The organism is Arthrobacter sp. 05T45 (assembly GCF_056395875.1).
The window spans coordinates 43288-56816 of the sequence record NZ_JBFTKI010000016.1; the positions used below are offsets into that span (position 1 = coordinate 43288).

The window sequence follows — 13529 nt, forward strand, 5'->3', positions numbered from 1 at the left end:
CCAGCCGTGAGTCCCGATCAACGAGGTTTACATTACCTCAGTCTGAGTTCGAGGTTGTACACGCCGCGCTCGCCTGGCCGGTACCACGCCGGGGTGGCGTGATTGTGACCGGATGGCGCGCCTGCGGTGTCCCTCGCTCTGAAGATCGCTGATCCCGGCATCCCCGCGCCCGTCATTTCCCCGAAACGCTGTGGGAACGCCTCGTTCATCTGCACAGAAAGCGAGCCGAAACCGCACCCCGAAATGGGTAGTGCTGTCTCGAATCCGGGTAATGGGCGCAAGTAGTCCGCCCGTGGCGGCGAATTTGACGAGTGGTCCACCAACTCAAGAGGGGTAGGCCACACTCGTGTGCAGCAGAAAGCCATCGAATTTACTGGAGGAGACCACAGCCAACCGAGTCGCTAGAAGGTCTCACATGTACGACCAAAAGTTGATGGTGGCCCGTCCTTTGTTGCCAACGGGTGGGTTTGCCCACCCAAACGTGCCGGATCAAGGCCACTCGCGGGCCACGCAGTTGGCATGGCATCAGGGCCGCCGGACGGCCGGGTTCAGTGGTCCTGTCGGCGCTATTGGCGGCAAGCATGAGTGAGCTCAAGCAGCGCGTTCCGGTCCATACGGGGTATCGATCCCCGGATCATGTCCGGGTCACCCCACGAACGCAAGATTCACCGAGGTCTGCTGCCGGCGCGGCAGCTTTAGCCCCGCCGTCCATCCCATTTCCCGACTTCAGGTCGGCGAAACTCCGGCTTGCGAGCAGCTCCCGTCGCGAGGGCATTCGTTGGGCAAACCGTTATCGGCATCTGCTGATAGCCGCAGACGCCCTGGTGATTGCGGCAGTGACTGCGGCGGCCCACATCACCCGGTTCGGGTTGAGCACAGTGAGTTCGGTTCAAGTGGGCGAGTTCCGAGTGGATTACCTCTACATTTCCGTGGTCATCGCGGCCGCCTGGATGCTTGCGTTGGGGCTGTACAAGAGCAGGGACACGCGGATCGTCGGAATCGGAATCGACGAATACAGACGGGTCGTCAGCGCAAGCGCAATGCTTCTGGGCCTCATCGCTCTGGTTTGCTTTGTCCTGAATATCGACGTGGCCCGGGGATTCTTCGCGCTCGCCCTGCCCGCCGGGCTGACCGGCCTGCTGGCGGCACGCTGGAGCATGCGTCAGTGGCTGTCCAGGCAGCGGGTTCACGGCCATTACCTTTCGCGTGTGATCGTGTTGGGCCGGCCGAATGACGTCCGGTACGTCGTCAGCCAGATCGAAAAGAAGTCCGGTGCGGCGTACAAGGTCGTGGGTGTCGCACTTTCCGGGTCCGCCGGCGCCGGCACCTTCACCCAGGGCAGCCATGTCCTCAACGTCATTGGAGACGAGCGGAGCGTCGTGGAAGCAGTGGCTTCCGTGGACGCCGATGCTGTCATCGTGGCCGGACCCATGAAGGGCGGCAGCCGTTACATACAACGACTCGGATGGAAGCTGGAACAGTCGTCCACCCAGCTGATCCTCACCACCGGACTGACCAACGTCGCCGGTCCCCGGATCCACTCCCGTCCCGTGGAGGGCCTGCCCCTCATGCACGTGGAACTGCCGCAGTACGCCGGCGCCAAGCATGCTCTGAAGAGGCTATTCGACATCACGTTGGCCGCCGCGGCCCTGGTGGCGCTCATCCCGGTGTTTCTGGTCCTCGGGGTGATGATCAAGCGGGACAGCCCCGGGCCCGTGATCTTCAGGCAGGAACGGGTGGGTCGCGGCGGTGAGAAATTCAACATGCTGAAATTTCGGTCAATGGTCGAAACCGCGGAGGACGATCTCGCCGGGCTCCTGGAACACAACGAGGGCGCGGGTGTGCTCTTCAAGATGCACAACGATCCGCGGGTCACCGGGGTCGGCCGCTGGATGCGCAAGCACTCCCTCGACGAACTGCCGCAGTTCTGGAACGTCCTTAAGGGCGACATGAGCCTGGTCGGTCCACGGCCCCCGCTGCAGCGCGAGGTCGACAACTACCACCACAAGGTGCTCCGGCGGCTCTACATCAAACCGGGCCTGACAGGCATGTGGCAGATCAATGGGAGATCGGAGCTGAACTGGCGCGACAGCGTCCGCCTGGATTTGTACTACGTCGAAAACTGGTCGCTGGCCGGAGACCTGATCATCCTTTGGCGCACAGCAAAGATGCTCATCAATCCGGTCGGGGCCTACTGACAAACCAAGGGTTTCTGTTCTACAAAAATTGAGAAAGGCAAGGCAATGACCACACTTGTTTCGGGGGCTGGTGGATTCATCGGAGGCCATTTGGTGGCCCAACTCCTCAAAGACGGACAATCAGTCCGGGCAGTAGACCGCAAGCCTTTTGCAGAGTGGTACCAGGTGCACCCGGAGGCGGAGAACATCCAGGGCGACTGCTCGCTGCTGGAGACGGCCCGCGAGGTCAACCGGGGCGTGCAGTACGTCTACAACCTCGCCGCCGACATGGGCGGCATGGGCTTCATTGAGAACAACAAGGCGGCCTGCATGCTGACTGTGCTCACCAGCACTCACATGCTCATGGCAGCGCAGGAAGCAGGCGTTGAGCGGTTCTTCTACAGCAGCTCAGCCTGCGTTTATGCTGCCGGACATCAAACGTCCTCTAACGTCATCGCACTGCGTGAAGAAGACGCGTACCCCGCACAGCCGGAGGACGGCTACGGATGGGAGAAGCTCTTTACCGAGCGCATGGCCCGGCATTACCGCGAGGACTTCGGGCTGCAGACCAGAATCGCCCGGTATCACAACGTCTACGGCCCGCACGGCACTTGGGACGGTGGGCGGGAGAAGGCGCCGGCCGCACTCTCGCGCAAGTTCGCACGGGCGGCACTGACAGGCGACACCAATCTTGAGATCTGGGGCGACGGCGAACAGACCCGCAGCTTCATGTACATTGACGACTGCATCCAGGGCACTAAAGACGTCCTGCACGGCGATTTGACCGAGCCCGTCAACCTGGGATCCTCTGAGTTGGTCTCGATCAACCAGATGGTGGATCTCCTCGAGCAGATCTCCGGCACCGTGGTGACCAGGCACTACAAGCTCGACGCCCCGCAGGGAGTTCGCGGGCGGAACAGCGACAACACTCTCTTCCATGCCACGTACGGCTGGGAGCCGTCCATCACGCTCCGGACCGGACTGGAAAAGACCTACGAGTGGATCTTCGACCAGCTCAAGGCGCAGGGGTGAACCCCCGTGCGCATCCATATTCACGACTTCGCCGGGCACCCGTTCCAGGCGGAGCTCTCCCGGGAACTCGCCGCGCGGGGACACGACGTCGAACACGCCTACGCGACCCAGTATCCCAGTGGCAAGGGAAAGCTGGAGCGCCTGGACGGTGACCCGGACGCGCTGACTTTCCGCGGAATCACCGCCGTGAGGACCTTCGAGAAGTATTCGCCGTTGGGACGGATGCGGTTCGAGAAGTCATTTGCCCAAGCTTGGGTCAGCCACCTCGAGCAGGCCCGTCCCGATTGCGTCGTGGCATGCAACGTTCCGTTGTTCGTCCTGAACAGATTCAGCTCAACGATGGCAAAGTCGGGGCAGCCCTGGGTGTTGTGGCATCAGGACCTCTTCAGCAGAGCCATCGGAGAAGAGATCAGGAAACGGCTGCCTGCGGCTGTCGGTCCGGCAGCGCAGCGATGGGTCACGCGCACGGAGAAGAACCTGGTCCGCAGTGCCAGCCAGGTCGTCGCAATCGGCGAGGAATTCCGCCGGGCGTACCGGCGCTGGGGCCTCGATGTGCGCCACGTTTCTGTCATTCCAAACTGGGCGCCGCTCGGTGAGATCCTGCCCGGGCCAAGGGACAACGGGTGGGCGCGCGCCCATCTCCCGCAGGGCCGGGAGATCCGTCTGCTCTATGCCGGAACGCTCGGCCGGAAGCACAATCCGCTGCTGTTGATTGATCTCCTGCGCGCCGCCCTGGGCAAGGGCATCCCGGCGCGTCTCGTGGTCGCCTCGGAGGGGGAAGGGATTGAAGCCGTGCGCCAGATCGCGGAGCGGCAGCCGGAATTGCCGATCACCCTGCTGCCGTTCCAGCCTGCTTCCGAACTCTCTGAAATGCTCGGCTCCGCTGACGTGCTCCTGGCCCTCCTGGAGCCCGGGGCGTCAAAGTTTTCGATACCCAGCAAGGTGCTCTCATCCTTGGCGGCTGGCCGTCCCGTCCTGGGACTCATGCCGCGGGACAATCCAGCGGCCGTGGACATCGGGGCGGCCGGCGGGTATGTCGGGACTCCGGACGCGCAGGGTGTGGTGGGTGCCTCCGATTGGCTCCAGGGGATGGTCCAGTCGCCAGGGGCGCTTGTCTCCGCCGGAGAGCGAAGCCGCCAGCTTTCCGTCGAGCGGTTTGGTATTGGTCCGATCGCCACCCGATTCGAAGAAGTGCTGGCCAAAGCCGTTGCGGACCGCCGTCTGGCACCACAAGGGTCCGCGCAGACTGCCGAGGCGGTGTCCTGATGCCAGCACAATCATCGCCGGACGCCGGACCAGGGCGGCAGACGCCTGTCATTGATCTGGCTCAGGCGCCGGGCGCCGGTGAGGCCTGGGACCGGCCACGGGCGATTGTCTATCTGTGGGGGGCCTGCGAGCTATTGTTCGTGAGCAACCCCTGGCAGATAAGTTCACGGCTTCGGGTCGCCGTGCTGCGGGCTTTCGGCGCCGAGATCGGTCCGGGCGTCACATTCCGGCCCCGCACCCGCGTCAAGTTTCCGTGGAAGCTGCACATCGGGGCCGGCTGCTGGATTGGTGAGGGCGTCTGGTTCCACAACCAGGACGATGTCTACATCGGCGCCAACGCTGTGGTTTCACAGGAATGCTTCATCACCACGGGAAGCCACCGGGCCCGCAGCGACATGGGCCTGATAACCAGCCCCGTTTACATTGACGATGGTGCATGGGTCACCTCGCGTTGCATGGTGCTCGGCGGAGCCCACATTGGCCAGTCAGCCGTCGTGGAGCCGCTCACCGTGGTCCGTGGTGAGGTTCCGCCGAATGCTGTCTACGGGCGGGTGCCCGGCCCCTCAGTGATCAGAGAACGGTTCCGGGGAAATGATGTCCTGTGATGGCACAATGCATCCTAGGGGGTAGCCATGGTGGCCAGGGTCTTGGAAATCAACGCGTACATCTTGTCGGCGAGGTACTGATGGCCGGCGTCGGTCGGGTGGACGCCGTCGGCGCCGATGAGCTTGGAATCGGCGCCGAAGAACCAGCGCTCGCTCAACGGGTCGACGAACTGAATGCCACTGGCAGACGCTGCCCCGGCGATCGCCTTGCTGTCACTGGTGATGAAGTCCGGCACCCGCTCGTTGACCCAGGCCGGCCCGACGACGATCAGCTTCGCGTGGGGCGCCCGCTCGTGGATCTTTGTGTAGAGATCCGTCGCAGCCGCAGCCATCGTTGCAGGGTCCTGCTTACCGTCGTTCCTGCTCCCAAAGACGAGAACCAGATCTGCCGTCGAGCGCAGGCTGGTGGTGGCGGCTTCGGCGAACGTGACTTTCTCGGTTCCCCTGACGATGTACCCGGCGCCGGGATGGCCGATGACGTTCATGTCGACCGGATGGGATTCCGAGTAAAAGCGGGACCCGACGATCTTTGCCCAGTTTGCTGCTCCGTAGCCACCCTGGTCGGAGCCAACAACGTAGGAGTCGCCGATGATGTCAACGTTTGGGACCGCGGCACGGCTCGATTCCGGCGTGCTGGCAGCTGGAGCCGGCGAGGGAGCGGCCCCGTTGCCCCGCGCGGTGAATGCCAGCACAGCAATCATGACCGCCACGACGGCCAGCAGGCCAAATCCAAGTTCCTTCACGTGACGGAACCGGAAGGATGATCTGGTCCTGTTTGTGCTCTTCAGAAAATCCATTCGCAAAGACTATCGGCAATCCACTCTCGAGGGGGAAGTGAATGCAGAAGATACCAGCTTCGGTCCTGATTCAGACGAAAAATGAAGAGGCGAGCATCGAGAGGTGCCTGGCGGCACTGAGCGACTTTGACGAGGTCATCGTGGTCGATTCAAACAGCGCCGACCGGACCGCGGAACTTGCCGCCGCCGGCGGTGCGACCGTTATCAACTTCACCTGGAACGGGGCCTATCCGCAGAAGAAGCAGTGGCAGCTTGAACATGCGCCGACGCGCCACCCGTGGATCCTGTTCCTTGACGCCGACGAATTTCCGAGCCGGGAACTGATCGAGGAAATCGCCGTGATCGTCTCGGATCCGCTGGAACGCCGTGTGGCTTTCGACATCCCCATCTCCTATCACTTCGCTGGCAAGGTCCTCAAACACGGCCACCGGGTGGTCAAGCGTTCGCTGTTGAAGCGGGGCTTCAACCGCTATGAGGACACTGGTTTGGTGAATCTCCCGGTGATGACAGAGCTGGAAGTGCACTACCAGCCAGAGGCGACAGGTGAGGTGGGACGCACAGCGGGCCTGCTGGCACACCACGATCTGGATCCGGTCCGCACCTGGTTCGACAGGCACAACAAGTACTCCGACTGGGAGGCGTACATCCATGCCGACCCGGCCATGCGGCGCTCGGTGCGCTCGTCGAAAAGCATGCAAGGCCAGCGCTTTGATGTCGTCCCGTTCAAACCAGTTGCCTTCTGGGTCTACAGCTACATCGTCCGGGGCGGCTTCCTGGACGGACGGGCCGGCATGGACTACGCCGTCGCCCTGGCCACGTACTACTGGCAGATCGGCCTGAAGACCCGCGAACTACAGCAAAACGGCAGCCGGCTGGCTGAGCATGTCTGAAAATCGCGCATCGTCGAGGCCGCCCCTGAGCGTGCTGCAGATCGGCGGCCTGGCCGGCCCGGGGGCCGTCGCGGGCGGCGTCTGGGCGGTCGCGCGCATGCAGACTGCAGCGCTGGTGCGCCGCGGTGCCGCTGTTGAACTCGTCGGGGGCTGGCTCGGCGGCCGGCCGGCCACTCGCCCGGAACCGCATGAAAGAATTTTCCGCGTCCGGCGCCCTTTCCGGGGCGCGCGTCTCAGGGGCCTGATTGGGGTTGGCCTCGTCAGGCATGTTTGGGACCGGAGCCGCCAGGTCGACGTCGTCCAGCTGCACCTCTGCCGCGACTTCATCACGACCTTCAGCGCCCTGGTGCTCCGCGGTGCTGCCATTCCCGTCATCGCGCAGGCCCACGGCATGCTGGCAGCGCCGCGTTCGCGCGGGTTGCGGGTGTTCGATGCGCTGATCTTCCGTCGGGCGATGCGGACGCCGCAAATATGGCTGACCCTGACGGAGGCCGAAGAAAAGAACCTTGAGTCCCTCGGCGTGCCGAAGACGAAGATGCGCAGGGTGGTGAACGCTACAGCCGACCCCGGCACCGTGTGGGAAGACCCGCAGACCCCCACCTTTCTGTTTGTTTCGCGGCTGGCGGCGCGCAAGCAGCCCACGGTGTTCGTCGAGGCAGCCATTGCCCTCCTGCGGGAGGGATCGGAAGCCCGGTTCGTGGTTGCCGGACCTGACCAAGGCGAACTGGAGAGCGTGCACCGTTTGATCGAGGCTTCAGGCTTCCGCGACCGGTTCGATCTTCCGGGGGAGTTGACGGAACCCCAGGTGCTGGAGGCGCTGTCCCATGCGACCGCCGTCGTTTTGCCCGCCCGCCACGAGCCTTACCCGATGGTGATCATCGAGGCGGCGGCTGTGGGTACGCCCATCATCCTGACCTCGGAATGTGGACTGGCCGCGCCCTTGCAGAAAGCGGGCGCGGCGGTTGTCGCCGCGCCCACGGCCGGGGCCTTCCACGCAGCCATGGCCACAGTGGCGGCCAGCCAGGATCTGCGGCTCCGGCTGAGTGCGCAGGCCCGTGAGCTGCACCTGGGTCTCTGGTCTGCCGAATCCCTCGCGGAAAGTCTCCTGGGATTGTATGCGGAGGCGATAGATGCTGGCCGGCAGTGACCTCCGGAGCCCGGTCAGCCTGCCGGGCGAGAGGAAGTCAGGAATCGGCGCGGCGCTGGCGATCCTGACTTTCTTGTGTTTTGCCGTCGCCATACCGCTCATCCTGCGGTCGACGTCGGAAGCCACCTACAGCGATACTGACTTCCTCATCCGATATTCGGTGCTCCTCTATGCGGCTTTCCGCATGAGTGCCATTCTCTGGAAAGACCAGGTGCGACCGGTAGCCGGTGTCTTCTGGATGTTCGTCTATGTCTGCCTGGGCGTGGTTCCACTGGCCCAATTGTCGACCGGCGCGTCAACCATCCTTGCCGTCCAGGTCGACGACTCGACCTTGTACGCGGCAACCGCCATCACTCTTCTTGGCTGCGTCAGCTTCGACCTGGCCTATCACCTCAGACTCTTCAAGAACTTGGGCGGCCCGGCGCCCGTGCGCAGGCTGCGGAGCATGGAAACCCTGAGGATCTTTGCGACAGCCGCGATCCTGGGCGGGCTGATATACGTGGCTCAGGTCGGCGGAATCAGCGTGTTCTTTGCCAGCCGGCAGGAGGCGAGCCAGGCCCTTGACCAGGTGAGCCCCGACAGCGGACAAGCCGCCCGGGCGATCATCTCCGCCTTCGGCTCCGTAACCTGCCTGGTGGCGCTCATTTTCTACATCCACATATTCCGGGTCCTCCGAAGTTCCCTCAACCTGCTTGACTCCGTATTAATAGTCGGCCTGGTGGTGCTCAATGTCGTCGTGAACAACCCGATCTCCAACTCTCGTTACTGGACGCTGGCCGTGCTTTTCGGCCTGGTCATGCCGCTCATCGGGTCACGCAAAGCCCTCTTCAACTTGGCGATCGTCGGCGGGGTGGTGGCGGCGATCTTCCTTTTTCCGCTAAGCGACATCACCCGCCGGGCAGCGGGGACCGGCGTCATGCTCCAGACGGACTCGGTGTGGCGGATGATCTCGACCAAGGACTATGACCAGTTCAGCATGCTCGCGAATACCCTTGGGTTCACCCGGGATGAGGGACTGACCTGGGGGTACCAGTTCCTTGGCGCCGTGCTGTTTTGGGTGCCGCGCGTCGTCTGGCCGACCAAACCGCTCGACAGCGGTGTTGAGGTCGGCCAGTGGATGAGCAGTGCCAACGTCAACCTGTCGTCCCCGCTGTGGGCAGAGGCCTGGATCAATTTCGGGGTCCTCGGGGTGGCGGTCACATTCGCCCTGCTGGGACTGCTGAGCAGAAGGCTCGACGTCGGTTTCGGCGCGGGTGCCTTGTCCGCCGGATCGGTGGGCTATCTGGGCGTCGCCATCTTCTCCGGGTACATGTTTATCCTGCTCCGCGGCTCTTTGCTGCAGTCGATGGGGAGGCTGCTGATCCTCGCCCTGGCCATTGCTGTTCTGAGCGTGAGCGCCAAACGAAAGCCAGGTGACACGAAATGAGTACGGACAAGCTCGAGCGTCCACATGCCGCAGGGCCCGGTTTTGCCCAGTCCTTCAGGGAGCTCAGCCTGGCGCAGAAAGGCAAGAAGGGGGTGCCCCTGTACTGCCTGTACGTCAACCGACCGGCCGGCCGGGTGGTCGCAGCCGCGCTCAGGAACACCCGGTTCGGGCCAAACCAGGTGACTTTCGCGGGGGCGTTCCTTACCTACGGGGCGTTGCTGTGGCTGGCCCTCGGGGCAGGAACCGGGGCAGGCTCAGCCCTGGTGGGAGTAGTGCTCGCCGCCGGGTTTGTCCTCGACTCCGCAGACGGGCAGCTGGCAAGGCTCCAGGGACGGAGCTCAAAATTGGGTGAGTGGCTCGACCACGTGCTGGACAGCGGGCGGATCGTCGTCCTGCACGGAGCCGTTTTCTGCTTCCTCCTGCGCACAACTTCCATTCCGGCGCTGCAGCTGGCCGCGCTGTGCGGCGTGTTCCTTTTCGCCAACTCCACAATCTTCTTCGCCGGCGCACTGTTCGATCAGCTGACCCGCCAGGCGGGGCAGCGCCCGTCACCTCCCGGCCACGATGCCTCAACTTCGATAAAGCGATCAATCCTCACGTTGCCAGTCGACTACGGCGTGACGTGCCTGGCCCTTATGACAGTGCCGTGGATCAACATATTCCTGCCCAGCTACGCGGCTTTGGCGATCTTCCATTGCGTCTTCTGCGCCGCCTATGTGGCGAAGTTTTCCCGTGCCCTGGCAAGGATGGACTAGATGGCCCGCCTGAGCAGGTATGTCGCCTTCGGCGATCAGGCCGTATCCAGCATCTCGAACTTCGTCGCGGTAGCCATTACGGCCAATGTCGCGACCCCCGGCCAGTTCGGTCAGTTCTCCTTGGGCTATGCGGGGTTGCTCCTGTTCCTGGGCGCCCAGCGTGCGCTTATCGGAGAGACAATGCTGGTCAAATACTCCGCCGCGGGCTCCCTGAAAGCCCCGGTGAGAAGAGGCGTTATGGGTGCCAGCGTACTGGTCGCAGCCGCCACCGTTCCGTTGCTGCTGGCCGGCGCCGTCGTGGCTGACCAATCGGCCCGCCTCATCTGGTTTGTCATCGCCGCGAGCCTGCCCTTCGTGCTCCTCCAAGACACACTCCGGTATTTGTTTATCTGCGAGCACCGTCCATGGCGGGCGCTGCTCATCGACGCTGTGTGGGCCGTTTTGTCGATCACGTCCATGGTGGCTGTCGCGGCCACCACCGGAGCCGTGTGGGCCGTCGTTCTGTGCTGGGGCGGCGGCGCAGCGGCAGCATTGGTCCTGGGACTCCTGCTGGGGCGGGTGCTGCCTTCGCTGCGCGACGGCAGGCGCTGGCTGGGCGTCAACCGTAACCCCGGGCTTCGCTATCTCGGGGAGTTTTCAGCGCTCAATGCGTCCAACTTCGTCGTGCTGTATCTCTTGGCGCTGCCTCTGGGTGCTGCTGGCGTGGGTGCGCTGCGGGCGGCGCAATTGCTGTTCTCGCCCCTCAACACCGCCTTTTCCGCTATCAAGATGGCTGTCATTCCCGAGCTCGTGCGCTCCAAGGGCACTGCGGTCTTTCGAATGCGGCTGATCGAAACGGCTGTGGTCGTGGCAGCCATGGCCGGGCTGTGGGGCGCGGCCGTCATGCTGCTGCCGGGCTCCATAGGGGCCCTCGTGCTCGGCGCATCCTGGGAGGCTGCGTCCGGGCTGCGACTTCCTTACTTGGTGCAATACGTCGCGATGGTTCCCTACACCGTCTTGCTGGCCTACTACAGGTCCGTCCAGGCGAACAGGCTGTCGACGCTCATGCGGGCAGTTCTGGCCCTTCTGACGCTTGTGCTGCCCCTTGCCCTGGCGTATGCCGGCGGCACCGTTGGCGCCGCCTGGGCGTTTGCGCTGGCAGTCGCGGCCGCGGTTGTCGTCGGGGGGACCGCCACCGTTGTGTCGAGATCCCGTTCCCGTTCCCGGACAGAATCGTCGTTGCATCGGCCCGATCCGGCGGAAGTCGAGCTCCGGCGGGCTGCTGACGCCCGGTGAGCGCGGCAGAAACACGGCGGGTGGCCGGCCCTGACCGGCATCCGGTCTAGGTGACCGTGACACCCCTGAACTGCACGGGGACCGGGGCAGGGTAATCCTTGCAGAGACTGATGTAGCCCCCGCGATACTCCCGGTCCATCGTCTCTCCTGACCAGCCGGCGCCGTCTACCCTCGAGAACCGGATGGAAGACGGCGTAACGTCGATCTTGAAGTGCATCCATTCCCCGGGCTTCACGGGTGACGTCGCGATCGTCTGTAGCCGTGTGCCGGCGGGATTGCCTGGGTCGCGCCGGTACAGGACCAGCTCTCCGGCCGGCCGAATGATCAGGTGATATCCCCCGACGCTGCTTGGCACCAACACCCGGTAGGGGGTGTCATCCTGTTGCCCGAACGCGATCCCGGCGTGCTGAAGGTTCGACGGAAGTTCCTGGGGCCAGCACATTTCGAACGTAATGCTGTGGATCTCTTTCGTGACAGGACCCATTGAACCCAGCCGGTAGCTGAAGTTCTCGCTTTTATCCAGCACTACTGATGCCGATGACGCGTCGATCACCGGTTGGGCTCCCCAGCCTTGGTCCACAGTCCAAGGAAGGTCGCCGGCGGCCCGGGAACCGGTCGAGAACGTGTCTTGAGATTCCGCGGTCGCCGATGTCACATAGGGGATGTTTGAGCACATCAGGCCTTGAACGCCCAGGCTGGTCACGCGGTTGGCAGCGGAACGGGTATGGATTTCCCAGCAGATGACGGGCTTGCCGTAGGCCACGACCTTGCGGACCGTCGCGTCATCGGCGGTGTGGTAAACGCCAAGATAATCGAATCCGGCGGCGAGCTCGTCCGAACGGGGAATGGCATCCGGCATGAAGTACCCCCACGTTTTGTAGCCGCGCTTGGCGGCTGCCGCAACCTGGAGGGCGGGGGCCGGTTGCTTCCAGATGAAATGCTCGGTGGAATTCGGGTAGCTGTCCATCAGGTCAAGAAGCGTTCTTGTGTTCGTGCCTTGTTTGTCTTCGATGAAGATGACATGCGAAGCCGCGAACCGGTCAAGGACGTCCCGTAGCTTCGGAATGGGCTCAAGGGCCGTCGACGGGCCAAGCCAAGCGCGGGCATCGACCCGGAGGCCGCTGAGCTCGGCATAGGTAAGTTCCGCGACCTTGCGGTTTTGCCCGGTCACCCTGAGCGCACTTTGGTCGTGATGGCACACCAGCACGCCGTCCTTGGTGGCGTTCACCGAAACTTCGAGCGCCGGAACACCGGAATTTACCGACTGCTCATAGGCGTGCATAGTGTGTTCCGGCCAGTTATCTCCTGAGCCGCGGTGAGCCACAATAAAACGATCATTTTCGAATAGCGTGGCTACTGTGTGAATTGGTGGAGCTTGAACAGGCGGACGAGCGGGCGTGCATCCGGCCAGAAATAATCCCGATGCTCCAAGGAAGATGGCCTGGCGCCGGGAGAGCGCTCTGCGATTGTCCGGAATATTCCCAGTGCCGGTTCCTGATTTCCCCGCACTTCGATTTGCCTGCATTTCACGCCTTCAATGACTCGTTGTCTTCAAGGCCGTTATCAAGCAGGTTCAGGGCGCGCCGCAGCAGGGTGCTGGAGGTGTGAACGGTGTAGGGAAAATACACCACCTCGACGCCGAGCGCCAGCATGCCGGCTTCGAGGCGGTTTCCCTTTTCTGTTCCGCGCCAATCATCGCCTTTGAAAATTACGTGGAAGCCAACGGCATGCCAGGCGTCTACTTTGTCCGGGTAGTTGTCGACCACCACCTCGTCGACAAGCCGGATATTCCGGACGATCTCAAGCCGTTCATGAAGAGGCACGACAGGCTCTCTGTTCTTCACAAGCAGTGTCGCTTCAGTGGAAGCCACTCCCGCGACCAGATAGTCGCAGTGCAACCGTGCATGTTTGAGCAGGTTGAGGTGCCCGACATGGAAAAGATCGTAGACACCGGATGCATAGCCGATACGAACAGTCACAACGAACTCGATTCTTCACGAATGCCGAATAGGTCATAGGCACCGGCCGGCCGTCGAGGCGCTGGGCTGGTCCCCCCAATTCCATGCTGAGGGTGTTATTGCCTAACGGAAAGCACTTTGGGGAGAAACGCGTGGGCGGGCGGCTAAAGCAGGTAGCGGGACTAGTAAGACAAGTAGGAG

12 protein-coding genes are annotated in these 13529 nt (G+C 63.1%); 9 read left to right on the forward strand and 3 right to left on the reverse strand.

Annotated features, from left to right (window positions below):
• Positions 1-581 precede the first annotated feature (581 nt).
• The 4 genes from AC1DGD_RS14890 to AC1DGD_RS14905 all read left to right on the forward strand — a co-directional run bounded on the left by AC1DGD_RS14890 (position 582) and on the right by AC1DGD_RS14905 (position 5080).
• Positions 582-2198, forward strand: coding sequence for a sugar transferase (locus AC1DGD_RS14890; RefSeq protein WP_223915145.1), 1617 nt, complete (start codon positions 582-584; stop codon positions 2196-2198).
• Between the two features lie 45 nt (positions 2199-2243).
• Positions 2244-3209: an NAD-dependent epimerase/dehydratase family protein gene (locus AC1DGD_RS14895; protein ID WP_223915147.1), complete on the forward strand. Its 966-nt coding sequence runs from the start codon at positions 2244-2246 to the stop codon at positions 3207-3209.
• 6 nt (positions 3210-3215) lie between these two features.
• Entirely contained in the window at positions 3216-4475 is a 1260-nt protein-coding gene (locus tag AC1DGD_RS14900; protein ID WP_476857304.1) for a glycosyltransferase family 4 protein, read from the forward strand.
• 140 nt (positions 4476-4615) lie between these two features.
• The gene (locus tag AC1DGD_RS14905; protein ID WP_476857305.1) at positions 4616-5080 is read left to right on the forward strand and encodes an LbetaH domain-containing protein; all 465 of its coding nucleotides are present in this window, start codon (positions 4616-4618) and stop codon (positions 5078-5080) included.
• A 14-nt stretch (positions 5081-5094) separates the two neighbouring features.
• Here AC1DGD_RS14905 and AC1DGD_RS14910 read toward each other — a convergent pair whose 3' ends face one another.
• Positions 5095-5877 carry an SGNH/GDSL hydrolase family protein gene (locus AC1DGD_RS14910; RefSeq protein WP_476857306.1) on the reverse strand — a complete coding sequence of 261 codons (783 nt, stop codon included), beginning with the start codon at positions 5875-5877 and terminating at the stop codon, positions 5095-5097.
• Positions 5878-5918: 41 nt separating this feature from the next.
• Between AC1DGD_RS14910 and AC1DGD_RS14915 the strand changes: the two genes are divergently transcribed.
• Genes AC1DGD_RS14915 through AC1DGD_RS14935 form a run of 5 tightly spaced genes read left to right on the forward strand, consistent with a single transcriptional unit; the run spans position 5919 to position 11370 of the window.
• Complete coding sequence (locus AC1DGD_RS14915; protein ID WP_476857307.1) at positions 5919-6767, forward strand: glycosyltransferase family 2 protein; 849 nt, start codon at positions 5919-5921, stop codon at positions 6765-6767.
• On the forward strand, positions 6760-7914 hold the full coding sequence (locus AC1DGD_RS14920) for a glycosyltransferase (RefSeq protein ID WP_476857308.1): 1155 nt from the start codon (positions 6760-6762) through the stop codon (positions 7912-7914). Before AC1DGD_RS14915 ends, AC1DGD_RS14920 begins: the two co-directional genes overlap by 8 nt.
• On the forward strand, positions 7898-9340 hold the full coding sequence (locus AC1DGD_RS14925; protein ID WP_476857309.1) for a hypothetical protein: 1443 nt from the start codon (positions 7898-7900) through the stop codon (positions 9338-9340). Before AC1DGD_RS14920 ends, AC1DGD_RS14925 begins: the two co-directional genes overlap by 17 nt.
• Complete coding sequence (locus AC1DGD_RS14930; protein WP_476857310.1) at positions 9337-10095, forward strand: CDP-alcohol phosphatidyltransferase family protein; 759 nt, start codon at positions 9337-9339, stop codon at positions 10093-10095. Before AC1DGD_RS14925 ends, AC1DGD_RS14930 begins: the two co-directional genes overlap by 4 nt.
• Positions 10096-11370 carry an MATE family efflux transporter gene (locus tag AC1DGD_RS14935; protein ID WP_476857311.1) on the forward strand — a complete coding sequence of 425 codons (1275 nt, stop codon included), beginning with the start codon at positions 10096-10098 and terminating at the stop codon, positions 11368-11370. It begins immediately after the preceding gene.
• 46 nt (positions 11371-11416) lie between these two features.
• Here the strand turns inward: AC1DGD_RS14935 and AC1DGD_RS14940 are convergent, their stop codons facing one another.
• Positions 11417-12895 carry a glycerophosphodiester phosphodiesterase gene (locus AC1DGD_RS14940; RefSeq protein WP_476857312.1) on the reverse strand — a complete coding sequence of 493 codons (1479 nt, stop codon included), beginning with the start codon at positions 12893-12895 and terminating at the stop codon, positions 11417-11419.
• A 1-nt stretch (position 12896) separates the two neighbouring features.
• Entirely contained in the window at positions 12897-13349 is a 453-nt protein-coding gene (locus tag AC1DGD_RS14945) for an FAD synthase family protein (protein ID WP_476857313.1), read from the reverse strand.
• Positions 13350-13529 lie beyond the last annotated feature (180 nt).

What these genes read in the sequence shown, in the direction of transcription:
- AC1DGD_RS14915 (WP_476857307.1), top strand. Translation starts at nt 5,919, where the DNA reads ATGCAGAAGATACCAGCTTCGGTCCTGATTCAGACGAAAAATGAAGAG.
- AC1DGD_RS14920 (WP_476857308.1), top strand. Translation starts at nt 6,760, where the DNA reads ATGTCTGAAAATCGCGCATCGTCGAGGCCGCCCCTGAGCGTGCTGCAG.
- AC1DGD_RS14935 (WP_476857311.1), top strand. Translation starts at nt 10,096, where the DNA reads ATGGCCCGCCTGAGCAGGTATGTCGCCTTCGGCGATCAGGCCGTATCC.
- AC1DGD_RS14940 (WP_476857312.1), bottom strand. Translation starts at nt 12,895, where the DNA reads ATGCAGGCAAATCGAAGTGCGGGGAAATCAGGAACCGGCACTGGGAAT.
- AC1DGD_RS14925 (WP_476857309.1), top strand. Translation starts at nt 7,898, where the DNA reads ATGCTGGCCGGCAGTGACCTCCGGAGCCCGGTCAGCCTGCCGGGCGAG.
- AC1DGD_RS14910 (WP_476857306.1), bottom strand. Translation starts at nt 5,877, where the DNA reads ATGGATTTTCTGAAGAGCACAAACAGGACCAGATCATCCTTCCGGTTC.
- AC1DGD_RS14890 (WP_223915145.1), top strand. Translation starts at nt 582, where the DNA reads ATGAGTGAGCTCAAGCAGCGCGTTCCGGTCCATACGGGGTATCGATCC.
- AC1DGD_RS14895 (WP_223915147.1), top strand. Translation starts at nt 2,244, where the DNA reads ATGACCACACTTGTTTCGGGGGCTGGTGGATTCATCGGAGGCCATTTG.
- AC1DGD_RS14930 (WP_476857310.1), top strand. Translation starts at nt 9,337, where the DNA reads ATGAGTACGGACAAGCTCGAGCGTCCACATGCCGCAGGGCCCGGTTTT.